This window comes from Streptomyces sp. NPDC059649 (genome assembly GCF_042734445.1).
Taxonomy (GTDB): domain Bacteria; phylum Actinomycetota; class Actinomycetes; order Streptomycetales; family Streptomycetaceae; genus Streptomyces.
This window is the reverse complement of the sequence record NZ_JBHWDV010000019.1, coordinates 106,007-131,032: the sequence shown is the minus strand read 5'-3', so window position 1 is coordinate 131,032 and position 25,026 is coordinate 106,007. Positions and strand designations below refer to the sequence as shown.

The window sequence follows — 25,026 nt, the reverse complement described above, 5'->3', positions numbered from 1 at the left end:
CCGGGGCCGGTTCGGTGGCCGGTTCATCGGGACCCTCCCGGGGGTGTCTGGGGCGCGGACGAGCCGCCCCGCACGGTCGCGGGCGCGGCGACGAGGTTCTGGATGTAGGTGTCGAACCAGCGGCCGTTGCCCAGGGTGTTGGTGAAGACCCGGACGAAGGGCGCCAGCCCTTTGATGCTGCGGTCGAGGCTCTTCTCGTTGCGCTGCAGCATCCCGACGAAGGTGTTCAGGCGGTTCAGCGCGGGGCCGATCTGCCGGCGGTTGTCGTCGACGAGGCCGGAGAGCTGCACGCCGAGTTCGGAGGCGTTCACGAGCAGGTTGTGGATCGCCGTGCGCCGCTTGTTGATCTCCGCGAAGAGCGCGCTGCCGTCCTTCACCATCTTCCTGAACTCCTTCGACCGGTCGGAGAGCACACCGGTCACGCCGTTGGCGTGCGAGAGCAGCCCACGCAGCTCCTTGTCACGCGAGGCCACGGTCCTGGAGAGCCGGGACAGCCCCTTGATGGACGCCTTGACCTCGGCGGGCGAGTCCTTGAAGGTCGTGGAGATGGTGTCCATGGCCTTCGCCAGGTTCTCGGTGTCGACCTTCTCGCTGGTCGTGGTCAGGTCGCTGAACGCCTCCACCACGTCGTACGCCGACACCGTCCGCTTCAGCGGGATCTCGCTCCCGGGCTCCAGCTGACCGGTGCCCTTGGGCTCCAGTGAGAGGTACTTGGCGCCCAGGATCGTCTTGACCCGGATGGACGCGCCGGTGTCGCGTCCGAACTTCGGCTCGTCCTTGACCCGGAAGGTGACCTTGACGTGGTCGCCGTCGAGGTCGACGTCGTCGACCTTGCCGACCTTGACCCCGGCGATGCGCACCTCGTCACCCGACTTCAGACCGCTCGCCTCGGAGAACGCGGCGCTGTACTCCGCTCCGTTCCCGATCAGCGGAAGGCTCTCGATGTTGAACGCGCCGGCGATCAGCACCGCGATGAGGGTGAGGCCCACCGCTCCGATCGTGACGGGGTTGCGCTCGCGGAAGGGAATCATCGGCCGCACCTCGCCTGGGCGACGTGGAGGTCGGGCGTGTACGCCTTCGGCGTCTGCGGCAGCATGATCCGGCCGTCGAAGTCGCACAGATAGAAGTTGAACCAGGAGCCGTACGAGCCGGTGGCGGTCAGCTTGTTGAGCTTGTGCGGCAGTCGCTTCAGGACGCCCTCCACGGTCTTCTGGTTCTTGTTCAGCGTCCCGGAGAGCTCCGACAGTCCCGCGATGTCGGACCGCAGTGCCGGACGGCCGTCCCGCAGCAGGCCGGAGGTGGCGCCCGTGAGGTCGCTGATGCCGGTGAGCGAGTCGCCGATCGCCACGCGGTCGGCGGACAGTCCGGAGATCACCCGCTGCAGTTGCTTGAGCAGGCCGGAGAAGCGCGTGCTGCGCTTGTCCAACGTTCCCAGCACCTGGTTGAGGTTGTTGATCACGGAACCGATCAGCTCGTCGCGGTCGGCGAGCGTCGTGGTGAGCGAGGCGGTGTGCGCGAGCAGGCTGTTGACCGTGCCGCCCTCGCCCTGCAGGGTCTTGATGATCTCCGACGCGAGCTGGTTGACGTCCTTCGGGCTCAGCGCGGCGAAGAGCGGCTTGAAGCCGTTCAGCAGCGCGTTGAGGTCGAGGGCGGGCTGCGTACGGGAGAGCGGGATGCTGCTTCCGGGCTTGAGCCGGGTGCCGTCCCCGGCCCCCTCGGTCAGCGCGATGTACCGCTGCCCGACGAGGTTCCGGAAACGGATGACGGCGCGCGTCGAGGTGAGCAACGGCCGGTCGTCGGTGACGCTGAAGGTGACCTCGGCGAGGGTCCGGTCCTTGACCTGGATGTCCTCGACCTCACCGACGCGCAGGCCGGCCACCCGGATGTCGTCGCCCTCCTCCAGGCTGGTGACGTCGCTGAACACCGCCTTGTAGGTGTCCTTGGGGGTGAAGTCGACGTTGACGATCGTGGCCGAGAGCAGCGCCGTCGCGAGGAGGGTCACCGCGGCGAAGAGGCTGAACTTGACCAGTGGCGCGGCCGTTTCCCTGGCCTTCATGCGACGCTCACCGCCGTTCCGCGTGCCATCGGGCCGAAGAGCAGGGTCGTCACGGACGGCACCTCATCGGCGGGCACACCCATGACCGGGGCCACGAGCGGGCCGATGACCCGCTGCTCGGCGGCCGTTGCCGTCACGCCGCTCTGTCCCGCGGATGCCGAGCCGCCGGAGCCCTTGGTGCCGTCGTCGAGCTTGATCGGCGGCTGGGGCGTGCCGGGGTGGGGAAGTCCGCGGCAGTGGGGACCGGAGCGGTCGGCGTAGCGCGGCTCCTCTCCGGGGCGGTAGGGGGACCGGGGCAGGACGGCCTCCAGGGTGATGTGCATCTTCCCGCCCTGGAAGATCTGCTCGGCCAGCGGTTCCTCCTTCGTCAGACCACTGAGGAGACAGGGGTATTCGGGCGAGTAGCGATCGAGCAGTGCGAGGGTGGGGCGGGAGACCCGGCCGAGGGTGATGAACCGCGCGGAGTTCTCGTCGAGGACGTCCTTCGCGGTGTGCGCGAAGGTGGTGGTCCCGGTGAGGGTCGAGGCCATCTCGTCCTTCTTGTCGACGACGGTCAGGCTGGTGGTGATGCTGTTGTGCAGGATTCTCAGCAGGTCGGGAGCGGCGTCTCCGTAGAGCTCGACCGCGTCGGCCAGCCGCGAGATGTCCTTGCGCATCGCCGGCATGTGCGGGTTGAGGCGGTGGAGGTAGCGCTCGACGCGCTCGAAGTTCGCACCGATCTCGTCACCGCGGCCCTCGAATGCGGTGGCGAGCGCGGACAGCGTGGCGTTCAGCTTGGCCGGCTGGACCGCACGGAGCAGCGGCAACAGGTCGTTCATCAGCTTCTGGAGCTCGATGCCGGCCTTCGTACGGTCCTGGGTGATCACGTCTCCGGCCCGGATGGGCCGCGCGGCGGACTTCTTCGGGATCTCCAGGTCGACGTACTTCTCGCCGAACAGCGTCTTGGGCAGCAGCAGGGCGTGGACGTCGGCCGGGATGAGCGGCGCGTGCTCGGGGGAGAGCGCGATGTCGACCGTGGCCTTGTCGCCGTCGGCCCGCACCTCGCGGACCTCGCCCACGATGAGGCCGCGCAGCTTCACGTCGGCGGGCGGCTCCAGCTGATTGCCGACGGTGTCCGCCTGCAGGGTGATCGCCACGGCCGGTGTGAACACCTTCTGGTAGATCGCCACGGTGAGCGACAGCAGCAGGCCGATGACGACGATGAAGACGACGCCGTAAAGCCGCAGCTTGAATGGGTTGGTTGTCGACATCGGCTACCCCGCGATCCGCACGGTCGTGGTGGCTCCCCAGATCGCCAGGCTGAGGAAGAAGTCAAGGATGTTGATGGCGACGATGGACGTCCGTACCCCGCGGCCGACCGCCACACCGACCCCCGCGGGGCCGCCCTTGGCGCGGTATCCGTAGTAGCAGTGGACAAGGATGATCACGACGGCGAAGAGGATCACCTTGCCGAACGACCAGAGCACGTCGGCCGGTGGCAGGTACTGCTGGAAGTAGTGGTCGTACGTGCCACTGGACTGGCCGTAGTAGCCGGTGGTGATCGTGCGGGCCGCGAAGTACGAGGACAGCAGACCGATCACGTAGAGCGGGATCACCGCGATGAATCCGGCGATCATGCGGGTCGTGACCAGGAACGGCAGTGAGGGGACGCCCATCACCTCGAGCGCGTCGACCTCCTCGCTGATCCGCATCGCGCCGAGCTGGGCGGTGAACCCGGCGCCGACCGTGGCGGAGAGTGCGAGCCCGGCGACCAGGGGGGCGATCTCACGGGTGTTGAAGTAGGCGGAGAGGAACGCCACGAAGTTGGAGGTGCCGAGCTGGTTGAGCGCGGTGTATCCCTGGAGTCCGACCTCGGTGCCGGTGAAGAAGGAGAGGAAGGCGATGACACCGACGGTGCCGCCGACGACCGCCAACGCTCCACGGCCGAAGCACACTTCGGCCAGCAGGCGCAGGACCTCCTTCTTGTAACGGCGCAGGGTGCGCCCGGTCCAGGCGAGGGAGCGCCCGTAGAAGGACAGCTGGGTCCCGAGCTCTTCGAGGGAGCGGAGGGGGCGAGAGAGGAATCGTTCCGACAGCGCCATCACTAACCCCTCTGCGGAACGAGCTGGAAGTAGACCGCGGTCATCACGAAGTTGGTGACGAACAGCAGCATGAAGGTGATGACGACCGATTGGTTCACCGCGTCGCCGACGCCCTTCGGACCGCCCTTGGCGTTCAGGCCCTTGTACGAGGCGACGATCGCCGCGATGGCGCCGAAGACCAGCGCCTTCAGTTCGGCCCAATAGAGGTCGGGCAGCTGCGCGAGGGTGGTGAAGGAGGCCAGATACGCGCCCGGCGTCCCGTGCTGCATCACCACGTTGAAGAAGTAGCCGCCGCTCACGCCGACCACGGAGACCAGTCCGTTGAGGAGCACCGCCACGGCCATCGAGCCCAGCACTCGGGGGACGACCAGCCGGTGGATCGGATCGATGCCGAGGACTTCCATGGCGTCGATCTCCTCGCGGATCTTGCGTGCGCCGAGGTCCGCGCAGATCGCGGAGCCGCCGGCCCCTGCGATGAGGAGGGCGGTCACGATCGGCGACGCCTCACGGAGGACCGCGAGGACCGACGCGGCTCCGGAGAACGACTGCGCGCCCAACTGCCGCGTCAGGCTTCCGATCTGGAGCGCGATGACAGCGCCGAACGGGATGGAGACCAGCGCGGTCGGCAGGATCGTGACGCTCGCGATGAACCAGGACTGCTGGATGAACTCCCGCAGCTGAAAGGGGCGTCGCGGCAGGGTGCGGAGAACGTCCAGAGCCAGCGAGAAGAGGCTGCCCGAATGTTTCAGCCCGGCCGTGGGCGAGAGGCTCATGCTCCGGTCCCCCCGCCGTCCGGGCCCACGGCCACGCGCAGCTTCCGCAGCCGCTGCATCTGCTCCTCGTCCTTGGCGATCTCCTCCCAGCGGGGCGGGCGGGTGATGCCGGGGCTGGGCAGCAGGCGCGGGATCTTGCCCCCGCCCGCTCCCTTGCCGCCCTTCGGGCCGCGGTGGTTTCCGGCATGGAGCTCGGCGAGCTCCTGCTTGACCTGGGCCGCGTCCTTCTCCTCGGCCATGCCGATCGGACCCTGCATGCGTCCGTTGAGGAATTGGCCCACGACCGGCTCCCCACTGGTGAGCAGCTCTTCGCGGGGGCCGAACATCACCAGCTCGCGGCGGAAGAGCAGGCCGATGTTGTCCGGCACCTGGCGGGCCGAGGCGATGTCGTGGGTGACGATCAGGAAGGTGGCGTCGATCTGCGCGTTCAGATCGACGATCAGCTGGTTGAGGTACGCCACCCGCACCGGGTCGAGCCCGGAGTCGGGCTCGTCGAAGAGGATGATCTCCGGGTCGAGCACCAGCGCCCGCGCCAGACCCGCTCGCTTGCGCATCCCGCCGGATATCTCGCCGGGCAGCTTCTCCTCGGCTCCGATCAGGCCGACCATGTCCATTTTTTCCAGGACGATCCGCTTGATCTCGCTCTCGGACTTGCGCGTGTGCTCACGCAGCGGGAAGGCGATGTTGTCGTAGAGGTCCATCGAGCCGAACAGCGCACCGTCCTGGAAGAGGACGCCGAACAACTTGCGCACCTCGTACAGGTCGTGCTCGCGGAGCCGGGTGATGTCCTTCCCCGCGATCGTGATCGAGCCTCTGTCCGGCTTCAGCAGGCCGACGAGCGTCTTCAGGAACACGGACTTGCCGGTGCCAGAAGGGCCCAGCATGACCGATATCTCCCCCGCGGGCAGAGTCAGCGATACGTCCTGCCAAATAACCTGCCGACCGAAGGATTTGGTCAACCCTTCCACGCAGATCTCGACACCCATCCGGCCCGCCCTTCAGCCCTGAAGTAGCTCTGTCATCAGCTCTACGGGGGAGGGCGGGGTGTCCGTCGCTCGTCCGCCAAGTTTTTTTACCGGGCCGCAATGCTGCGTCGACCAGGGGTGAACATCACTGTGCGGCGGGCGCGCGCGGCAGTGCGCCGGGGGTGTCGCCCGGGGTGGCCACCGGTACGTCATCCTCGGCCTTCTCGGCCTTCTCGGCAGCAGTTCCCGCGACGGACGGAGTGGACGGAACGGATGGAGCGGACGGAGCGGACGGAGCGATCAGGGGCGCCGAAGAAGCGGAGGAAGGACCGGGCACCGCCGGGGCTTCCGGAACATCGGGCGCGCCCGGAACATCCTTGACGTCCGGTACGGACAGCATCCGATGAACGGACGGGGTGGCCGGAACAGCCGATTCCGTCAGCGGCGGCAGCGGGAGCGACACGTCGAGCAGCGACAGACCGGCGCCGGCGAGCGGCCCGGCCGGTCCCCACGCGGCGGGACCGCGGGACTCCGATCCGGCCATGGGGCCGGGCACGTCGGTCCGTTGGTGGCCCTCCTCCGCCGTGGGCGAGTCGGCCACGGCCCGGGAGGACGCCTGCGGACGAACCCCGTGCTCCCCCATCTCCCTGTGCATGGAGGGAAGTGCGAATCCCAAGGCTGCGAGCGTCGCCGCGGTGGACGCCACCGTCGCCACCTGCGCACCGCTGCCCAGCCGGGGCCGGCCGCGCCAGCACATCCAGAAGCCGGCGGCGAGCGTCGCGGCGAGCGAGTTGCGCATCGTACGACGGGCCCTGGCGAGCAGCGACTCGACCGTCCGGTAGCTCAGCCCCATCTTCCGGGCGACCTGGCCGACGTCCAGGTCCTCCGACTTGAGCCAGAGCGCCTCCGCCTGCCGTGCGGGCAGTTCGCCGCTCCGGTTCGCCAGCCACTTGGCCTCGGCGCGATCGCACACCACTTCGTCGACGGGGACGGTGGGGTGCGGGGTCAGCGTCGCGCGGGTGCCGACCTCGGCTTCACGCTTGACCTGGCGGTACCGGTCGACACACAGACGCATGGTCACGGTCGTGAGCCACGCCCCGAGCCGCTCGTCCTCGACGTGCGGATTCTCCATGGCGCGCACCATCGCCTCGTGTACGGCGTCCTCCGCGTCCTCGACGCTCATGGACCGCCTGCGCGCGACCCTCAGCAGATGCTCGCGATGGCTCCACATACGCTGCCAGCGCTCGTCCGAGCAGCCATACGGTCGCCCCGAATGTACGGCCTGCGGATCAGTCGCCATCACGCCTCCTCGGACCATTTCGCCACACTGGCCCCTCGGAAGAGCCGTCCATACCCCCCGGTCGGTGGCGGCCGACATTACCGACAGGTACACCGTGGCGGGAGGGGGGACCGTGGCCGAATGAGTGCGAAGTCAGTCACGATTCAGTTGCGTTTCGATCCACTCAGTAGCGTTACTCTCCACGAATCCGGGCACCGGGACCGCTCCGTCTCACCCGCAGGGGCGGCCCAGCCGTCCGGCACCGAGTGGTTCAGCCGCATACGCCCCCGACAGCCGGTGTACGCCAGCAGGGCGCCAAGATCCCGGGCCACCTCACCCTGACGGCAGCAAGCGCTGCCGTCAGGTCATCGAGGCCACCTTGGGGGTGCACATGCGCCGCGGTTCCCAGCTCAGCGGATTCCCAGCTCCGCGAGTACCCGGTGCTGAGTGGGTGCCGGCTTGGCCGGGAAGTAGAGGTAGCAGACCCCTCCCGAACCGCTCTTGACCTTGCCGTTTGCGTCGTAGCGCTTGGTGCGGAGCCAGATGTTCTCGAACTGCCGGCGGCGGTAGATGTGGCGGACGGCCTGGTCGTCGGGGGAGGCCGGGTCGTTGGCGATGACGTCGCCGTCCTTGGTGAAGCCGATGACGGTCATCAGGTGGCCGGCGGTGCCGTAGCCCGCGCCGTCGAGTTCGGTCTTCAGGAAGGACTGGGAGGTGATGACCGGGATGCCGGCGTGGATCAGGCGTTCGGCGTCGTTGAGGGAGGAGAGGCGGGTGACGACGGCCTGGAGGTCGCGGTAGGTGGCGGCGTAGGCGGCGTTGAAGGGCCAGTTGCCGCAGCCGTCGTACTGGTAGTCGAAGGTGTAGCGGGCCGCGTGGCAGACCTGGGGGTCGGCGTAGTCGGGGTTGACCCAGGAGAGCTGCTGCTGGGTGGGCCTGCGGCCCCAGTACTCGATGATCATCTGGGACGAGGTGGGGCTGCACCAGGCCTCGCCGCCGTTGTCGTACTCCGGGTACTGGCCCTTGTGGATCTCCTGCGAATAGCGCGGGACGACCAGTTCGCGGCCGACCAGGGCGGGCGTGGACGCCGGAACCTCGAAGCGGTCGGGGAGGTCCGAGCCCATCGCGCCGAGCCGCCAGACGGTGGGCGTGAGTGAGGTGCCGGGCTTGCGGTGGAGGGTGAGGCGGAGCCGGTACGAGGTGAGTCGGAGGCCGCCGGACGGGTCGTCGACGGCGAAGGTGTCGGTGGAGATGCTGCTCTTGCCGTCCTTCTGGCCGTCGACCGAGGTCCGGCGGATGTCCGCGTCGCCGTCGCCGGCCGTCCAGTGGCCCATGACGTACCAGGGCGTGCGGGTGGCGTCGCTGTACTTGCCCTGCAGTTCGACGGTGATCCAGGTGCCGGGCGGGGTGTGCGCGTTCCAGGAGGCGACGACCTCGGTGGCGGGGACCTTGAGGGCGTGCACCGGGGAGGTCCAGGTGGCGTACTCCCAGCGGGCGGTGCGGCCGGTGTGCGGGTCCTTGTAGTCGGCGGTGCCGGCCGGGCGGGCGATGCGGACGCCGGGGCGGGAGCCGTGGGCGACGACGGTGCCCTCGGCGTGGCCCCGGCCCCAGTCGGCGGCGGTGGTCCAGGCGTGATAGTCCACGGGGTTCTTCGGTCGGCGCGCGGTGGTGTGGGCGGTGGTGTCCCGGGCCGCCTTGCCGGCGGTGCCCGTGGCGGTCCCGCGGGGTTCGTCGGCGGCGTGCGCCAGGGCCAGGGGGGTGGCGGCGCCGGCCGCGGCGGCGAGCGCGGCGGCCAGGACGGTACGCCGGGGCGCGGAGCTGGTCATGTGGAGGTCCCCCAGTCGGATGCGTGCGATCGGGTGGGCGGGCCGGCCCGGGCCTGCGGGCGGCCATGGGGTCTTCCCTGCTCGAACGGAGTGGAGAGCTCGGGGAAGGGTCGGCAGTGGCTCAACTATTGCTGTTCCGGCCCTGCTTCGGAAGGCGCTGCGGCGCGCGTCGCCCGGGAAATATTGGTCCACACCAGTGGCATGCGGGAGGGTGCCGGACCGGGGCGTACGCTGGCGCGATGGTTCACGATCTGGCCCCGCTCGCCGCCCGGCTGCGCACCCTGCCGCCCTCCTGCGGACCGGTGCGGCTGATCGCGGTGGACGGCCACGCGGGCTCGGGGAAGACCACCTTCGCCGAGCGGCTCGCCGGGGCGCTGGGCGGTGCGCCGGTGGTGCACACCGACGACCTCGCCACCCATGAGGAGCTGTTCGCCTGGGACGAGCGGTTCCGGACGCAGGTGGTGGAGCCGCTGTCCCGGGGCGGGACGGCGCGGTACGGGGTCTACGACTGGGTGCGCGGGGAGTTCACCGAGGAGTGTGCGCTGGCGCCCGCGCCGGTCGTCCTGGTCGAGGGCGTGGGCACCGGGCGACGGACGCTGCGGCCGTATCTGAGCTGTCTGCTGTGGATGGAACTGACGCGCGAACATTCCTGGGAAAGGGGGCAACTCCGGGACGGACCGGGCCTGTCGACGTTCTGGAGTGGCTGGATTCCGGCGGAGCGCGCGCACTTCGCGGCGGACCCTTCGCGCCCCTACGCCCATTTTCTGGTGCACCAGGGGGAGTTGGGGTACGAGGTACGGGTGGGGCCGGCATCGGCACCTTGATCGGCCCCGCAGTTCACTCTGCGTAGCGGACTTCGCCCGACAGGGGGCGCACCGACGACAGGGTCTTGCCGAGTGCCCCAACTCCGCTTGACCTGGGGGGCGTACAGGACTTACGTTCTCAATGTGCGGTTCAACGGACCGCCCACAGATGCGAAGCCCCCGGTTGTTCCCCCGTGATCGGGGGCTTCGTTCTGCGTAAAACTACCTCCTGCCGCCGGCGCGCGCCGCCTTCCCCCTCACCCTGGGTCACCGCATTCTTCGCGCCGCCGCGCCGTACCGCTCGTCCGCTCTTGCCCCGTACCGCCCTCTACGGCCCGCGCCGTTGCCGCAGGTACCATGCGGGTCTGTGCCACCGCAGGCCACGCACCGGAATCCGTCCGCCGCGGCGAGGGTCAACTCCCGTATGCCGCACGCCGGTTCGGGCGGACCCCGCGGCGGGGCACCGGCCCGGCGGCACACACGGGGGACGCTTTGTGGGGGGACGGATGGATTTCGGAACTCAGGGTTCGCCCGCCCCGGCCGAGCTCGCCTGGCTGCGTGCGGTCGACGCCTACACCGTGGGCGCCTATCCGCAGGCGGAGGAGGAGTTCCGGGCCGCGGTACGGCTCGATCCGTCGATGGCCGACGCCTGGCTCGGCCTGCACGCACTGCGCGCCGACACCTCCATCGCCCTGCTGCGGATGCACCGCCACCGCGACCGCTTCGGCGAGATGCGCTCCCGGCACCGACGCACCCTCAACTCCTGGTACTGGCTGGGCTGGTGGGTGCAGCCGGTGCTGGAGACCGGCCGCGACCTGCTGCTGGCACACGCCTCGCACTGGCTCGACGGCCGGCACGTCGCCGAGCTCGACCAGGCACTGGCCGGCTGCCCGCCGGTCGACACCGACCCCCAGGTGCGCTTCCTGCACGCCTGCCGCGCCTACCTCGTCAAGGACTGGGACCAGCTCGTCCGGCACACCGACCCACTGCTCGGCGACCCGGTGCTGGGCATCGAGGCCGGGCTGTTCGGCGGGATGGCGCGGGTGCGGCTGGAGATGTACGGGCAGGCCGAGCCGCTGCTGTCGGCCGCGCTGATGCGGTGCCGTAGCGAGCAGCCGCAGCGCAAGGAGCTGCGCTACTGGCTCGCCCGCGCGCACGAGGGCACCGGCCGCAGCGCCGCGGCGCTCCCCCTCTACCGCGCGGTGCACCGGGTGGACCCGGCGTTCATGGACACCGCGGCCCGGCTCGCCGCGATCGCCGAGGTGGACGGTCTGGACGAGGGCGCGGACCTGGCCGCGGTCTCCGCGTCCGGGCTCGGCCAGGAGGCCGGCGGCGACCTGGACCCGCTGGCGCCGCTCGATCCCGTCGACGGCCGCGAGCTGCTGGCGACCGGTGAGGCGGACGGGCCGGACGGCGATCCGCTCGGCGCCGCCCCGGCCGGCGGCGATCCGGCCGCGGCCCGGGCCAAGGCCACGGTGCCGGGAGCGCGCGGCACCGAGCGGCTGCCCGCCGGACCGGCCGATCCGGTGCTGCTGGAGAAGGCGCTGGCGGAGCTGGAGCGGATGGTCGGCATGGAGCCGGTCAAGCGGCAGGTACGGGCGCTCTCGGCCCAGCTGCGGATGGCCCGGCTGCGGGCGAGCCAGGGCCTGCCGGTACAGCCGCCGAAACGGCACTTCGTCTTCTCCGGGCCGTCGGGCACCGGCAAGACCACCGTCGCCCGGATACTCGGGCGGGTCTTCTACGCGCTGGGGCTGCTCGGCGGCGACCACCTCGTGGAGGCCCAACGCGCCGATCTCGTGGGCGAGTTCCTCGGACAGACCGCCGTCAAGGCCAATGAACTGATCGACTCCGCGCTGGGCGGCGTGCTCTTCGTCGACGAGGCGTACAGCCTGTCCAACTCCGGCTACAGCAAGGGCGACGCCTACGGAGACGAGGCGCTGCAGGTGCTGCTCAAGCGCGCCGAGGACAACCGGGACCGGCTGGTGGTCATCCTCGCCGGCTACCCGGAGGGCATGGACCGGCTGCTGGCCGCCAATCCGGGGCTGTCCTCGCGGTTCACCACCCGGGTCGACTTCCCCAGTTACCGGCCGCTGGAGCTGACCGCCATCGGGGAGGTCCTGGCCGCGGAGAACGGCGACCGCTGGGACGAGGAGGCCCGCGACGAGCTGTGCAGCATCAGCGGCCATGTCGTCGACCAGGGCTGGATCGACGAGCTGGGCAACGGCCGCTTCCTGCGCACCCTCTACGAGAAGAGCTGCGCCTACCGCGACCTGCGGCTGTCCACCTGGCAGGGCGCCCCCACCCGCGACGACCTCGCGACCCTGCGACTGCCGGATCTGATGCAGGCGTACGGCGAGGTGCTGTCGGGGCGGGGGCCGGAGTCACCGGGCTTCTGACGCGGCCGGAGTCACCGGGCTTCCGATGCGGCCGGAGTCACCGGGCTTCCGATGCGGCCGGCGGTGGTCCTTCCCTAGCGCGCCATCGCCCGGTCCTCGGCGGGCAGGGACGACTCGTCACGGGGTTCCGCGAGCCGGTCCTGCGAGGTGCGGGAGGCCGGCGTCCGGCGGTGCGCCGGGTCGCGGACCTCGCCCACCAGCATTTCCAGCACGTCCTCCAGGGCGACCAGGCCGAGCACCCGGCCACTGGGGTCGGCGACCGCCGCCAGGTGGGAGGCGGCCCGCCGCATCGCCGTCAGGGCGTCGTCCAGTGGCAGCTCGGCGCGCAGCGTGGTCATCGGGTGCCAGACCCGCTGGGGCACCGCACGGTCCCGTTCCTCCAGGTCGAGGACGTCCTTGACGTGCAGATAGCCCATGTAGGCGCCACCGGGGGCGCACACCGGGAAGCGGGAGTAGCCGGTGCGTACGGTCAGCTCCTCGACCTGGCGGGGCGTCACGGTCGGCTCGACGGTGATCAGCGCCGCCCGGTCCAGCAGGACGTCCGTGACGGGGCGGCTGCCGAGCTCCAGGGCGTCGGAGAGGCGCTCCTGCTCGGCCGGTTCGAGCAGGCCGGCCTGGCCGGAGTCCTCGACCAGATGGGTCAGCTGCTCGCTGGTGAAGACCGCCTCGACCTCGTCCTTCGGCTCGACCCGGAAGAGCCGGAGCACTCCGTGGGCGCAGGCGCCGAGCAGGGCGGTCACCGGACGGCACAGCCGGGCGAAGGCCACCAGGCCGGGGCTGAACCACAGGGCGGTCTTCTCGGGCGCCGCCATCGCCAGGTTCTTCGGGACCATCTCGCCGATGACGAGGTGCAGGAAGACCACCAGCGCCAGGGCGATGACATAGCCGAGCGGATGGATCAGGGCGGCGGGCAGCCGGACCGCCTCGAACAGGGGTTCCAGGAGGCGGGCGACGGTCGGTTCGGCGACCGCGCCGAGGGTCAGGGAGCAGACGGTGATGCCGAACTGTGCGGCGGCCATCATCTGCGGGAGGTTCTCCAGACCGTGCAGCACCCGGCGGGCCTGTTTGGAGCCCTCGGTGGCCAGCGGTTCGATCTGGGAGCGGCGGACCGAGACCAGGGCGAACTCGGCGCCGACGAAGAAGCCGTTGGCGAGCACGAGCAGTACCGCGAACAGCAGCTGGGCCAGGATCATCGGGCCACCTCCGCACCGGCCGCGACGGGCTCACGGGTGACCGGCGCGGCGGGCGCGGTCCGAACGATCCTTATCCGCTCGGCGCGGTGGTGCGCGACCAGCCGCACCCGCAGCCGCCAGCCGTCGAGTTCGGCGGTGTCACCGGGGGCCGGGATCCGCCCGAGTATGTGTGCCACCAGTCCCGCCACCGTTTCGTACGGCCCCTCGGGGGCCTCCAGGCCGATCCGCCGCAGGGTGTCCACCCGGCAGCCGCCGTCGGCGTCCCAGGCGGGGCGGCCCTCCTCGGGTGGCGCCTGCCCGAGTTCGGGCAGGTCCACCCGGTCGTGCTCGTCGCGGACCTCGCCGACCAGTTCCTCGATGATGTCCTCGAGGGTGACCACGCCGGCCGTGCCGCCGTACTCGTCGACGACGACGGCTATCGGCTGTTCGCTGCGCAGCCGCTCCAGCAGCGGCTGCACCGGCAGGGTCTCGGGCACCAGCAGCGGCGGCACCGCGATCCGGACCGCCGGGGTGCGCAGCCGCTCGTCGGCCGGGACGGCCAGGGCGTCCTTGAGGTGGACCATGCCGACGACCTCGTCGAGCCGGGTGCGGTAGACGGGGAAGCGGGACAGGCCGGTGGCGCGGGTGAGGTTCACGACGTCCTCGGCGGTCGCGGAGGCCTGCAGGGCGCTGACCCGGACCCGCGGGGTCATCACGTTCTCCGCGGTCAGGTCGGCCAGCGAGAGGGTGCGGACGAAGAGGTCCGCGGTGTCCTGCTCGATGGCGCCGGCCCGGGCGGAGTGCCGGGCCAGCGAGACCAGTTCGCCGGGGGTGCGGGCGGAGGCCAGTTCGTCGGTCGGCTCCACGCCCAGGGCGCGGACGAGCCGGTTGGCGACGGTGTTCAGCAGGGTGATCACCGGCCGGAAGAAGCGGGAGAAGGCCCGCTGCGGGCCGGCCACGACGCGGGCCACCGGCAGCGGTTTGGACACCGCCCAGTTCTTGGGCACCAGCTCGCCGACGACCATCTGGACGGCGGAGGCCAGCAGCATGCCGAGGACGACGGCGATGCCGGGGACCGCGCCCTTGGGCAGCCCGGTCGCGAGCAGCGGGCCGGACAGGACGTCGGCCAGCGCGGGCTCGGCGAGCATACCGACCACCAAGGAGGTGATGGTGATGCCGAGTTGGGTGCCGGAGAGCTGGAAGGAGAGTTCGCGCAGTGCGGAGACGACGGTGCCGGCCCGGCGGTCGCCGTCGGCCGCGGCCCGTTCGGCGTCCGCCTTCTCGACGGTGACGAGGCCGAACTCGGCGGCCACGAAGAATCCGTTGGCGAGGATCAGGACGAGGGCCGCCGCGAGCAGCAGCAGGGGGCCGGTCATGCCGCCGCCCCCGTGGTATGCGGAGGGGCGGCGCAGGTACTACAGGACGATCCGTCCATTGCCGGAGGGAGTCACTCCTCGGGTCGGGTTGGGCCCACGAAGGGGCGGGGCGCGGGGTGCGTCCCGGAGAACAGAGTAAACAGCGGGGCCCGTGTTAGGGCAGGCTCATCAGGCCGTGTGGTCGAGCGCACCGTGCTTCTCGGTGAGGTCGCGCAGCGCACGGGCGTCCTGAATGGCCTGATTTCGGGCGATACCGGGCTGGATGCCCATGGCGGGCAGGCTGGTGCCGTCGGCCAGGTCGAGATGGACCCAGGGGTCACCCTGCCGGAGGTTGACCCGGACGATCTGGGCCCAGGCCAGTTCGCGCCGGGTGGTGAGGTTGACGACCGTGACGCCCTCCTGCCGCGCGACCACCTTGGGGCGGGCCAGCAGCAGGAGGACGGCGCCCACCAGCAGTCCGGTGACGATGAAGCTGATCCGCTCACCGCCGGTCAGCTTCGGCAGCGCCAGCGCGATCGCCGTGAGAGCGGCGAGCTGGGCGAGGCCGACGGCGTACAGCACGACCCGGGTACGGGTCGGCCGGAACGTCACCGGGAGGCTGGGCAGGGGCGCGGACACGTCGTCGTCGGTCTTTCCGTCGGGGGGTGAGGCGGTACGGGCCGGTCAGAGCCGGCAGGCGTGGATGCCGGTGGTCAGGATCGCCCGGGCGCCGAGGTCGTAGAGCTCGTCCATGATGCGCTGGGCGTCCTTGGACGGGACCATGGAACGGACCGCGACCCAGCCCTCGTGGTGCAGCGGGGAGACGGTCGGCGACTCCAGGCCGGGGGTCAGCGCGACGGCCTTCTCGACGTGCTCGACCCGGATGTCGTAATCCATCATCACGTACCGGCGGGCCACCAGGACGCCCTGCATGCGGCGGAGGAACTGGCGCACCTTCGGGTCGTCGTCCGGGGCGCCGGTGCCGCGGATGACCACGGCCTCCGACTTGAGGATCGGCTCGCCGATGATCTCCAGTCCGGCGTTGCGCAGGGTGGTGCCGGTCTCCACCACGTCCGCGATGACCTCGGCCACACCGAGCTGGATGGCGGTCTCCACCGCGCCGTCGAGACGGACGACCGAGGCGTCCACGTCGTTCTCGGCGAGGTGCTTCCTGACCAGGCCCGCGAAGGAGGTCGCGACCGTCATGCCGCCGAACTCGCTGACGTCCTTGGCGGTGCCGGGACGGGTGGCGTAGCGGAAGGTCGAGCCGGCGAAACCGAGCTGGAGGATCTCCTCGGCCGGCGAGCCGGAGTCCAGCAGCAGGTCACGGCCGGTGATGCCGATGTCGAGCTTGCCGGAACCGACGTACACCGCGATGTCGCGCGGGCGCAGGAAGAAGAACTCGACCTCGTTCTCGGCGTCGACCAGGACCAGTTCGCGGCGGTCCTTGCGCTGGCGGTAGCCGGCCTCATGCAGCATCGCCGACGCAGGCTCGGACAGTGAACCCTTGTTGGGGACAGCGATGCGCAGCATGAGAGCGAGTTCCTTTGCGGGTGAGGGTGTTGGGGCGGGTGCCTGGGGTGGTTCAGAGGTGGGCGTAGACGTCGTCGAGGGAGATGCCCTTGGCGACCATCATGACCTGGAGGTGGTAGAGGAGCTGGGAGATCTCCTCGGCGGCGGCCTCGTGCGATTCGTACTCGGCGGCCATCCAGACCTCGGCGGCCTCCTCGACGACCTTCTTGCCGATCGTATGGACACCGGCCTGCACCAGCTCGGCGGTACGGGAGGTGGCGGGGTCGCCGGTGGCGGCCTTCTGCTGGAGCTCTGCGAACAGCTCCTCGAACGTCTTCTTGGACATGATGGTGACTACCCTACGCGGTCGCCCCCTCGCATCAGCGCCAGGGCTCCGACACGGTGCGCAGGGTGGCCGCGGTGGCGACCGCGGCGGTGACCGCTTCGTGGCCCTTGTCCTCCGTGGAGCCCTCCAGGCCCGCACGGTCCAGTGCCTGCTCCTCGGTGTCGCAGGTCAGCACGCCGAAGCCGACCGGTACGCCGGTGTCCACCGAGACCTGGGTCAGGCCCTGGGTGACGCCCTGGCAGACGTAGTCGAAGTGCGGGGTGCCGCCCCGGATGACCACGCCGAGCGCGACCACGGCGTCGTAGCCGCGGCCGGCCAGGACCTTGGCGACGACCGGCAGCTCGAAGGTGCCGGGGACCCGCAGCAGGGTGGGCTCGTCGATGCCGAGCTCGGTCAGCGCCCGCAGTGCGCCGTCGACCAGGCCGTCCATCACCTTTTCGTGCCACTGCGCGGCGATGACGGCCACCCGCAGGTCGCCACAGTTCTTCACGGTCAGTTCGGGTGCGCCCTTGCCGCTCACGGTTCTCCTCGTACGGATGTGGTGCCGGTTGGTGGTGATGTAACAGGGGTTGGGGGTTGGATCACTGGTTGTGGCAGGTGCCGGGGTCGGCAGGGGGTGCGGCGTCAGCCGCTCCGGTGGAGCCGGTGCTCGCACCGGGCAACCAGGGGAGGTCGTGGCCCATACGGTCCCGCTTGGTGCGCAGGTACCGCAGGTTGTGCTCGCCGGCCTGGACGGGCATCGGCTCGCGGCCGGTGACCTTCAGGCCGTGCCGCACCAGGGCCGCGGTCTTGTCGGGGTTGTTGGTCATCAGGCGCAGCGAGCGCACGCCCAGGTCCGCGAGCATCTGCGCGCCGGCCGCGTAGTCGCGGGAGTCGGCGGGCAGGCCCAGTTCGAGGTTGGCGTCGAGGGTGTCCCGGCCGCGTTCCTGGAGTTCGTAGGCGCGCAGCTTGGACAGCAGGCCGATGCCGCGTCCCTCGTGGCCGCGGAGGTAGATCACCACGCCGCGGCCGGCGTCGCTGACCCGCTGCAGCGAGGCCTCCAGCTGGGGGCCGCAGTCGCAGCGCAGGGAGTGGAAGATGTCGCCGGTCAGGCACTCGGAGTGGACCCGGACCAGGACGTCCTCGCCGTCCCCGAGGTCGCCGGCGACCAGCGCGATGTGCTCGACGCCGTCGACGGTGGAACGGTAGCCGTACGCGGTGAACTCGCCGTGCGCGGTGGGCAGCCGGGTGGTGGCCTCGCGGCGGACGGTCGGTTCGGACGAGCGGCGGTAGGCGATCAGGTCCTCGATGGAGATGATCGACAGGCCGTGCTTGCGGGCGAACGGGACGAGCTCGGGCAGCCGCAGCATCGTGCCGTCCTCACCGGCGATCTCCACGATCGCGGCGGCCGGGCGCAGTCCGGCCAGCCGGGCGAGGTCGACGCCGGCCTCGGTGTGGCCGTTGCGGACCAGCACGCCGCCGGGCCTGGCGCGAAGCGGGAAGATGTGGCCGGGCCGGACGAAGTCGCCGGGGGTGGACTCGCCGGCGGCCAGCAGGCGCAGGGTGGTGGCGCGGTCCGCGGCGGAGATCCCGGTGGAGACGCCGTGCGCGGCGGTGGCGTCGACGGAGACGGTGAAGGCGGTCCGCATCGACTCGGTGTTGTGCTCGACCATCTGCGGGAGTTCCAGCCGGTCCAGCTCCGGGCCCTCCATGGGCGCGCAGATCAGTCCGCGGCATTCGCTCATCATGAAGGCGACGACCTCGGGGGTGGCCTTCTCGGCGGCGATGACGAGGTCGCCCTCGTTCTCGCGGTTCTCGTCGTCCACGACGACGACCGGGCGGCCGGCGGCGATGTCGGCGATGGCCCGCTCGACGGGGTCCAGGACGAGGGAGTCGTCCGCGTCGTACCAGCTCTTGAGGGCGGTCATGCTCGTGCTCCCTTGTTCGCTTCTCCGCCTGCGCGGCGCAGAGGTGCAGCCTTCGTTGTTGTCTGCGACCCGGCGGCCGCGCACGCGTCGCTCACGAGAGTGCTCCTTCCAGGACGGGGCGATCTGCGAGGGCGCGCGAGCGCAGCCACCAGTCGCGCATGCCCCACACGACGAGGGCGAGGTAGACGACGTAGACGAGGCCGGAGAAGGCGAGTCCGCTGCTGAAGGCGAGCGGTACGCCGACCACGTCGACCAGCAGCCAGGCGAACCAGAACTCGACCAGACCGCGGGCCTGGGCGACCATCGCGGCGATCGTGCCGACGAAGATGTAGGCGTCCGGCCAGGGGTTCCAGGACAGTTGCGGGAAGAGGGTGAACAGGCCGCCGACGGCGGCGGTGCCCAGCGCCGTGCCGGCGAGCAGCAGGCCGCGCTCGCGCCAGCCGGCGAAGCGTACGGCGATGGAGCCGTCCTGCGCCTGCCGGCGGCCGCGCTGCCACTGCCGCCAGCCCCACAACGCCACGCCCATGACCAGGAGTTGCTTGCCGACGCCGCCGCTGAGGTGGGCGGAGGCGTAGGCGGCGACGAGGATCACGCCGGAGAGGAACTGGGCCGGCCAGGTCCACAGGGAGCGCCGCCAGCCGAGCGCCAGGGCGGCCAGACCGATGGTGTTGCCGATCATGTCCGACCAGATGACGTGCTGCCCGAAGGCGGTGAACGCCTCACTCGTCAGCCAGTGGCCCACGGGCGCCAGGGTCGCCTCGAAGGCCTGCTTGACCAGGCCGTGGCCGGCGATGTCGCCGACGGCCCCCAGGACGCTCACCGGTCCATCTCCTTGATCTCCTCGATGTCGTTGAGGTCCGCGGAGCCGCGGCCCAGCAGCCGCTCGACGTACTTGGCGAGGACGTCGACCTCGAGGTTCACCGGGTCGCCGGGCTGCTTGATGCCCAGGGTGGTGAGCGCGAGGGTGGTCGGGATGAGGCTGATGGTGAAGTAGTCGTCGGCGGCCTCGACGACGGTGAGGCTGACGCCGTCGACGGTGATGGAGCCCTTCTCGACGACGTAACGGGACAGCGCGGCCGGCAGCGCGATCTTGACGATCTCCCAGTGTTCGGCGGGGGTGCGCCCCATGATGGTGCCGGTGCCGTCGACGTGGCCCTGGACGAGGTGTCCGCCGAGCCGTCCGCCGAGTGCCATGGGGCGCTCCAGGTTGACCCGCGAGCCGGCGGTCAGCGCACCGAGGCTGGAGCGGTTCAGCGTCTCGGCCATCACATCGGCGGTGAACTCACCGTCGGCGGTGTCCACGACGGTCAGACAGACGCCGTTGACCGCGATCGAGTCGCCGTGCTTGGCGTCCTCGGTGACGACGGGACCACGGAGCCGGAACCGGGAGGCATCGCCGAGGTCCTCGACGGCGACGACCTCTCCCAGTTCTTCGACGATTCCGGTGAACACTTCAGTTCTCCTCGGGGAAAGCGGGGCGAAGGGGCGTGGCGGTGATGCGCAGATCGGGACCGAGCCGTTGGGTGTCGGTCACGTCGAGCCGCAACGCCTGGACGAGAGTGGTGATTCCGGCGTCGCCGACGGCGGCCGGTCCGGCGCCGAGCAGCACCGGTGCGAGATAGCCGACGACCTTGTCGACGGCCCGGGCGGCGAGGAAGGCCCCGGCGAGCGTGGGCCCGCCTTCGAGCAGTACGGAGCGGACGTCCCGCTCGTACAGGGCTTTCAGCAGGGCGGGGATGGACAGGCCGGGCCCGCCGGCGGCGCGGGGCAGCCGGACGAGCGGGGCGAGACCTTCGAGGTGGCTGGCGTCGGCGTCCTCGGCGACCGCGATCAGGGTGGGTGCGGTGCCGTCCAGGACGCGGGCGCCGGGCTTGACGGCGGTGGCACCGGAGTCGACGACGACCCGCAGCGGCTGGCTGATCTCGTCGTCGGTGAGCCCGGTGATCCGGGCGCCGAGCTGCGGGTCGTCGGCGCGGGCGGTGCCGGAGCCGACGATCACCGCGTCCGCGGCGGCCCGCAGCCGGTGCACGTCGGCGCGCGACTCGGGCGAGGAGATCCAGCGGCTGGTGCCGTCGGCGGCGGCGATCCGGCCGTCGAGGGTGGCGGCGTACTTCCACAGCACGAAGGGGCGGCCGCGCAGGACGGCGGTCAGCCACGCCTCGTTGCCGGCCGCGGCCTCGTCGGCGAGCAGTCCGCCCTCGACGTCGATACCGGCCTCGGCCAGGGTGACGGCGCCGCCGGTGGCGGCCGGGGTGGGGTCGGAGACCGCGTAGACGACCCGGGCGATCCCGGCGTCGATCAGCGCCCGGGCGCAGGGGCCGGTGCGGCCGGTGTGGTTGCAGGGTTCGAGGGTGACCAGGGCGGTGCCGCCCCGGGCGCGTTCGCCCGCGGCGCGCAGTGCGTGGATCTCGGCGTGCGGGCCGCCGGCGCGCTGGTGCCAGCCCTCACCGACGGTGCGGCCGTCGGAGTCCAGGATGACGCAGCCGACCACGGGGTTGGGGCTGGTGTGCCCGAGGCCGCGGGCGGCGAGCTCGATGGCGCGGCGCATCGCCGCGGTCTCGACGGGGGCTGGGGTGGCCACCGGGTCCTCCTGCCTCTTCGGGCACGGACTCCGGGGCTGTCTGGACGACAGGAAGCGGAACGACGCAAGGGGGGACACCGCGCCGGAAAGGGAAGCGCCCGCCCGGATATGACCGGAAGACGCCGCCGACGGCGGTGTACCGAAGCTCGCCCGCCGCGCACTGCCTCCCATCCGGACTTTCACCGTCGGTGCAGGAATTTCACCTGCTCAACCGGCCGCTGGATGCGGACGGGTCGCGGACTGTTACCGCCGGTTCGGAATTACACCGACCCCGGAGTGCGCTGCTGCTCTTATGTCAGTACAGCTTCAGTCTGCCACGGCCGATCGTCGCCCATGCGGGCGAACCGCTGTGGGCTGCCTCACAGCGCCCGGCGTGCCGCGATGTCACGGACGGGGCCGCTGCTCCGTCATGAGGGGGACCTTTCGCACCCGGGGACGCAGCTGTCCCCTCGCACTCCAAGGACTGATCCGCGATGGCAACAATTCTGGTGACCGGCGGTACGGGCACGCTCGGCCGCCCGCTGGTCGAGCGGCTGCTCGCCGACGGGCATGAGGTCCGCTCGGTGAGCCGGCGGCCGCACACCGGCACCGAACGGCCGCGGCTGCGGTCGTTGGCCCTCGATCTGCACGAAGGTACCGGCCTGGCGGAGGCGGTGGCGGGGGTGGACACCGTCGTGCACTGTGCCACCACGCCGTCCGGTGGCGACGCGGAGGCGGCCCGGCCGCTGCTCGACGCGGCCAAGGCGGCGGGGGTGCCGCATCTGGTCTACATCTCGATCGTCGGGGTGGACCGGGTGCCGATCGGCTACTACCGGACCAAGCTCGCGGTGGAGCGGATGATCGAGGACTCCGGCATCGGCTGGACGGTGCTGCGGACGACGCAGTTCCACGATCTGGTGCTCCAGATGGTCAAGGCGGGTGCCCGGTCGCCGGTGGTGCCGGTGCCGACCGGGGTCCGGGTGCAGCCGGTGGAGGTCCGCGAAGTGGCCGCGCGGCTGGCCGAGTTGGCGGCCGGGGAACCCGCCGGGCGGGTCACGGACATGGGCGGGCCCGAGGTGATCCCGGCCCGGGAGCTGGTGCGGGCGACGCTCGATGCGGGTGGGCGGCGCCGGTTGCTGATGCCGGTGTGGCTGCCGGGCGCGGCCGCCGCGGCGTTCCGCCGGGGCGGGAACCTCACCCCGGAGCACGCCGTCGGGGTGCGGACCTACGCGGAGTTCCTGGCGGAACGGGCGGGCGGCGGGGCGGCGCACTGAACCCGCGCCGGCCGGGGCCGCCGGGCCGGGCCGCCGGGCCGGGACCGGGACGCCTCCGCGCGGAACGGGCTCAGCCCGGCGGGGCGAACAGTGCGTTCTGGGCCGCGTCGCGGGCGGCGAGGACCGCGCCGCGCAGGACCGCCCGGCCGCCGACCGTGCCGGCCCGTACGTCGGTGCGCAGCGGGGAGAGCCGGGCCAGCCGGCCGGCGACCCGGTCGGCCAGCGCGGCGCCGCCGGCCAGGCCGATCTCGCCGCCGAGGACGACGCAGCCGGGGTCGAGGATCGCGCAGACGGCCGCCGCGCCGAGGGCGACCCGGTCGGCCAGGGCGTCGAGGAAGGCGCCGCCCGCCGCGCCGGCACCGCGTTCCTCGGCGGCGACGGCGGCGTGGACCAGGGCCTCGGCGGGCGGGGCTTCGGTGGGGCCGGCTCGGTCCGCGGGTTCGCCGGGCGGGGCGGCGAGGCCGTGCTCGGCCGCCAGGGCGCAGATCGCCGCGGAGCCGGCGAGGGAGTGGAAGCCGCCCTCGCAGCCGGTGGCGGAGGGCAGGGCGCCGGTGCCGGGGACGGGGAGGAAGCCGATCTCGCCGGTGCCGCCCGAGGCGCCGCGGCGCAGCGCGCCGTCCAGGACGACCGCGGCGCCGGTGCCGTGGCCGAGCCAGAGCAGGACGAAGGTGTCGTGGTCGCGGGCCGCGCCCTCGCGCTGTTCGGCGAGGGCGGCGAGGTTGACCTCGTTCTCCAGCAGGACCGGGGCGGCCGTCCGGGTGCGCAGGGTGTCGACCAGGGTGGCGTGCCAGGACGGCATCCGGTCGGTGCCACCGAGCCGGCCGGTGGCGGGGTCGACCAGGCCGGGCGCGCCGACCGCGAAGGTGTGCGGCCGGTCGGCGCCGGCCGCGGTGAGCGCCTTGTCGACCACGGCGAGGGCGGTGGCGACGGCCGCGTCAGGGGTCTCGTCCGGGCCTACGGGGGCGGAGCGTTCGGCGCGTACCCGGCCGAGGAGGTCGGCGACCGCGACCGTGACGCCGTGGGTGCGCAGGTCGAGGCCGACGAGGTGGGCCCGGTCGGCGACGATGCCGTAGAGACGGGCGTTGGGTCCGCGCCGCTGTGCGCCGCTCTCCCCGACGACGGCGATCAGTCCGGCCTGCTGGAGGCGTTCGACGAGGTCGGCCACGGTCGGCCGGGACAGCCCGGTCAGGATCTTGAGCTGACCGGCCGTCAACGGGCCGTCGGACTGGAGGAGTTGGAGGGCCAGCCGGTCGTTGATCAGCCGGGCGGTGGCCGGGGAGGCGGTGCGGCCGGCGGCTGCCGCGCGCGGTGGATGCATGGCGGGATTGTTCCCTCCGGTCGGGCCAACGCCCTTATTATCAGGCAGGGTTCCTGATAATTTACCGCCCATGGCTGGCACCGGCGTCCCCGACGGCTCCCTCCCTCTCGGCCCCCCGCTCCCCCAGGACCGGCTGCGCCGCGCCCGCCGGGCCGTCGCGCTGGTCTTCCTCGTCCACGGCTCGGTCACCGGAAACTTCGCCACCCGTATCCCCTGGATCCAGGACCACGCCGGCGTCTCCCCCGGCCAACTCGGCCTGGCCCTGGCCTTCCCCGCGATCGGCGCGTCGCTGGCCATGCCGCTGGCCGGCCGGATCAGCCACCGCCTCGGCGCCCGGACGGCACTGCGCGCACTGCTCGCCCTGTGGACCCTCTCGCTGGTCCTGCCCGCCCTCTCCCCCGGCCTGTACGCGCTCTGCGCGGCGCTGCTGGTGTACGGCGCGGTCTCCGGCATGGCGGACGTCGCGATGAACGCCCTCGGCGTGGAGACCGAGGACCGGCTCGGGCGGCCGATCATGTCGGGGCTGCACGGGATGTGGAGCGCGGGCACGCTGCTCGGCTCGGCGGCCGGCACCCTCGCCGCGCACGCCGGATGGGACGCCAGGCTCCATCTGGCCGGTGCCGCGCTGGTGTTGACCCTGCTGGGCGCGGCCGCCTGTCAGGGCGTGCTGGACCTGCGCAGCGCACCCGAGGAGCATCCGCCGCCGCGGTTCGCGCTGCCGCCGAAGTCGGCCCTGGTCATCGGGGCCATCGGGTTCTGCGCGGTGTTCGCCGAGGCCGCCGGCCTGGACTGGTCGGCGGTCTTCCTCCGCGACCGATTGGGCACGGACGCGGGCCTGGCGGCCGCCTCGACCACCGCCTTCGCCTGCACCATGACGGCCGCGCGGCTGGCCGGCGACAAGGTGGTGGCCCGCTTCGGCGCGGTGCGCACGGTGCGGGCCGGGGGCGGGCTGGCGGCGGCCGGCGGGCTGCTGATCGTCGCGGCCGGCCACCCGGTGACGGCGATGGCCGGGTTCGGGCTGATCGGCCTGGGCATCGCGGTGGTGGTCCCGCTGGCCTTCGCGGCCGCCGCGCGCAGCGGTCCGGCGCCGAGCCAGGCGATCGCGGGGGTCGCCACGATCACCTACACGTCCGGGCTGATCGCCCCGTCCGCGATCGGCGGGATCGCCCAGGCGAGTTCGCTCACGGTGTCCTTCGCGCTGGTCACGGCGCTGGCCTGCGGTCTGGTGGTGGGCGCCCGGGTGCTGCGGGTGCCGGCCCTTACGGCCTCGGGCGGCGCGCCCGCGGTGGCGGACGACCTGGAACGGTCCTGAGCCGGAGCGGTGCCGGCCGCGGCCCGCTCCCGGTCCGGCGGATCAGGCCGCGTCCGCTCCCGTCTCCGGCCCGACGGCCGGCGCGTCCGCC

The 25,026-nt window shown here is 71.8% G+C and carries 23 protein-coding genes and 1 riboswitch; of the genes, 4 read left to right on the top strand and 19 right to left on the bottom strand.

All coding sequences use genetic code 11. The features are described from left to right. Positions 1–23: 23 nt before the first annotated feature. From ACFV1J_RS21120 to ACFV1J_RS21085, 8 genes are all read right to left on the bottom strand, one after another. Positions 24–1,031 (bottom strand): MCE family protein, encoded by a 1,008-nt coding sequence (locus ACFV1J_RS21120; RefSeq protein WP_385860313.1) that lies wholly within the window; start codon positions 1,029–1,031, stop codon positions 24–26. Then, the gene (locus ACFV1J_RS21115) at positions 1,028–2,056 is read right to left on the bottom strand and encodes an MCE family protein (RefSeq protein ID WP_385860311.1); all 1,029 of its coding nucleotides are present in this window, start codon (positions 2,054–2,056) and stop codon (positions 1,028–1,030) included. Before ACFV1J_RS21115 ends, ACFV1J_RS21120 begins: the two co-directional genes overlap by 4 nt. Then, on the bottom strand, positions 2,053–3,306 hold the full coding sequence (locus tag ACFV1J_RS21110; protein WP_385860309.1) for an MCE family protein: 1,254 nt from the start codon (positions 3,304–3,306) through the stop codon (positions 2,053–2,055). Before ACFV1J_RS21110 ends, ACFV1J_RS21115 begins: the two co-directional genes overlap by 4 nt. Positions 3,307–3,309: 3 nt before the next feature. Continuing rightward, positions 3,310–4,137, bottom strand: coding sequence for an MlaE family ABC transporter permease (locus ACFV1J_RS21105; protein ID WP_385860307.1), 828 nt, complete (start codon positions 4,135–4,137; stop codon positions 3,310–3,312). Between the two features lie 2 nt (positions 4,138–4,139). Next, entirely contained in the window at positions 4,140–4,910 is a 771-nt protein-coding gene (locus ACFV1J_RS21100) for an MlaE family ABC transporter permease (RefSeq protein WP_382855687.1), read from the bottom strand. Then, positions 4,907–5,896: an ABC transporter ATP-binding protein gene (locus ACFV1J_RS21095; RefSeq protein WP_385860304.1), complete on the bottom strand. Its 990-nt coding sequence runs from the start codon at positions 5,894–5,896 to the stop codon at positions 4,907–4,909. Before ACFV1J_RS21095 ends, ACFV1J_RS21100 begins: the two co-directional genes overlap by 4 nt. Before the next feature lie 124 nt (positions 5,897–6,020). Next, positions 6,021–7,106, bottom strand: a complete 1,086-nt coding sequence (locus ACFV1J_RS21090; protein WP_385860342.1) for a sigma-70 family RNA polymerase sigma factor — start codon at positions 7,104–7,106, stop codon at positions 6,021–6,023. A gap of 458 nt (positions 7,107–7,564) precedes the next feature. Then, positions 7,565–8,980, bottom strand: a complete 1,416-nt coding sequence (locus tag ACFV1J_RS21085) for a peptidase C39 family protein (RefSeq protein ID WP_385860303.1) — start codon at positions 8,978–8,980, stop codon at positions 7,565–7,567. A gap of 239 nt (positions 8,981–9,219) precedes the next feature. Between ACFV1J_RS21085 and ACFV1J_RS21080 the strand changes: the two genes are divergently transcribed. Beyond that, positions 9,220–9,804, top strand: a complete 585-nt coding sequence (locus ACFV1J_RS21080; RefSeq protein WP_385860301.1) for a uridine kinase — start codon at positions 9,220–9,222, stop codon at positions 9,802–9,804. Between the two features lie 485 nt (positions 9,805–10,289). Beyond that, positions 10,290–12,179, top strand: coding sequence for an AAA family ATPase (locus tag ACFV1J_RS21075; RefSeq protein ID WP_385860299.1), 1,890 nt, complete (start codon positions 10,290–10,292; stop codon positions 12,177–12,179). A 74-nt stretch (positions 12,180–12,253) separates the two neighbouring features. Here ACFV1J_RS21075 and ACFV1J_RS21070 read toward each other — a convergent pair whose 3' ends face one another. From ACFV1J_RS21070 to ribD, 10 genes are all read right to left on the bottom strand, one after another. Continuing rightward, positions 12,254–13,372 (bottom strand): hemolysin family protein, encoded by a 1,119-nt coding sequence (locus ACFV1J_RS21070; protein WP_385860297.1) that lies wholly within the window; start codon positions 13,370–13,372, stop codon positions 12,254–12,256. Continuing rightward, positions 13,369–14,727, bottom strand: a complete 1,359-nt coding sequence (locus tag ACFV1J_RS21065; protein ID WP_385860295.1) for a hemolysin family protein — start codon at positions 14,725–14,727, stop codon at positions 13,369–13,371. The genes ACFV1J_RS21070 and ACFV1J_RS21065 overlap by 4 nt, the downstream gene beginning before the upstream one ends. Positions 14,728–14,895: 168 nt before the next feature. Next, complete coding sequence (locus ACFV1J_RS21060) at positions 14,896–15,345, bottom strand: PH domain-containing protein (RefSeq protein ID WP_385860293.1); 450 nt, start codon at positions 15,343–15,345, stop codon at positions 14,896–14,898. A 45-nt stretch (positions 15,346–15,390) separates the two neighbouring features. Further along, positions 15,391–16,239 carry an ATP phosphoribosyltransferase gene (gene hisG, locus ACFV1J_RS21055; RefSeq protein ID WP_385860291.1) on the bottom strand — a complete coding sequence of 283 codons (849 nt, stop codon included), beginning with the start codon at positions 16,237–16,239 and terminating at the stop codon, positions 15,391–15,393. Between the two features lie 52 nt (positions 16,240–16,291). After that, on the bottom strand, positions 16,292–16,564 hold the full coding sequence (locus tag ACFV1J_RS21050; RefSeq protein ID WP_030412067.1) for a phosphoribosyl-ATP diphosphatase: 273 nt from the start codon (positions 16,562–16,564) through the stop codon (positions 16,292–16,294). 34 nt (positions 16,565–16,598) lie between these two features. Continuing rightward, a complete protein-coding gene (ribH, locus tag ACFV1J_RS21045) occupies positions 16,599–17,084 on the bottom strand; it encodes a 6,7-dimethyl-8-ribityllumazine synthase (protein ID WP_385860288.1) in 486 nt (161 codons plus the stop codon). 61 nt (positions 17,085–17,145) lie between these two features. Then, positions 17,146–18,471 carry a bifunctional 3,4-dihydroxy-2-butanone-4-phosphate synthase/GTP cyclohydrolase II gene (locus ACFV1J_RS21040; RefSeq protein ID WP_385860286.1) on the bottom strand — a complete coding sequence of 442 codons (1,326 nt, stop codon included), beginning with the start codon at positions 18,469–18,471 and terminating at the stop codon, positions 17,146–17,148. A gap of 91 nt (positions 18,472–18,562) precedes the next feature. Further along, positions 18,563–19,150 (bottom strand): nicotinamide riboside transporter PnuC, encoded by a 588-nt coding sequence (locus tag ACFV1J_RS21035; protein ID WP_385860340.1) that lies wholly within the window; start codon positions 19,148–19,150, stop codon positions 18,563–18,565. 137 nt (positions 19,151–19,287) lie between these two features. Further along, a complete protein-coding gene (locus ACFV1J_RS21030) occupies positions 19,288–19,923 on the bottom strand; it encodes a riboflavin synthase (protein ID WP_385860284.1) in 636 nt (211 codons plus the stop codon). 1 nt (position 19,924) lies between these two features. Next, on the bottom strand, positions 19,925–21,052 hold the full coding sequence (gene ribD, locus ACFV1J_RS21025) for a bifunctional diaminohydroxyphosphoribosylaminopyrimidine deaminase/5-amino-6-(5-phosphoribosylamino)uracil reductase RibD (RefSeq protein WP_385860282.1): 1,128 nt from the start codon (positions 21,050–21,052) through the stop codon (positions 19,925–19,927). A gap of 153 nt (positions 21,053–21,205) precedes the next feature. Continuing rightward, a riboswitch (FMN riboswitch) is annotated at positions 21,206–21,336 on the bottom strand. A 189-nt stretch (positions 21,337–21,525) separates the two neighbouring features. Here ribD and ACFV1J_RS21020 point away from each other — a divergent pair. Next, on the top strand, positions 21,526–22,305 hold the full coding sequence (locus tag ACFV1J_RS21020; RefSeq protein WP_385860280.1) for an SDR family oxidoreductase: 780 nt from the start codon (positions 21,526–21,528) through the stop codon (positions 22,303–22,305). Positions 22,306–22,375: 70 nt separating this feature from the next. Here ACFV1J_RS21020 and ACFV1J_RS21015 read toward each other — a convergent pair whose 3' ends face one another. Then, the gene (locus ACFV1J_RS21015) at positions 22,376–23,623 is read right to left on the bottom strand and encodes an ROK family transcriptional regulator (protein WP_385860278.1); all 1,248 of its coding nucleotides are present in this window, start codon (positions 23,621–23,623) and stop codon (positions 22,376–22,378) included. A gap of 70 nt (positions 23,624–23,693) precedes the next feature. On the opposite strand from ACFV1J_RS21015, the gene ACFV1J_RS21010 reads away from it, so the two are divergent. Next, on the top strand, positions 23,694–24,935 hold the full coding sequence (locus ACFV1J_RS21010) for an MFS transporter (protein WP_385860276.1): 1,242 nt from the start codon (positions 23,694–23,696) through the stop codon (positions 24,933–24,935). The last annotated feature ends 91 nt before the right edge of the window (positions 24,936–25,026 follow it).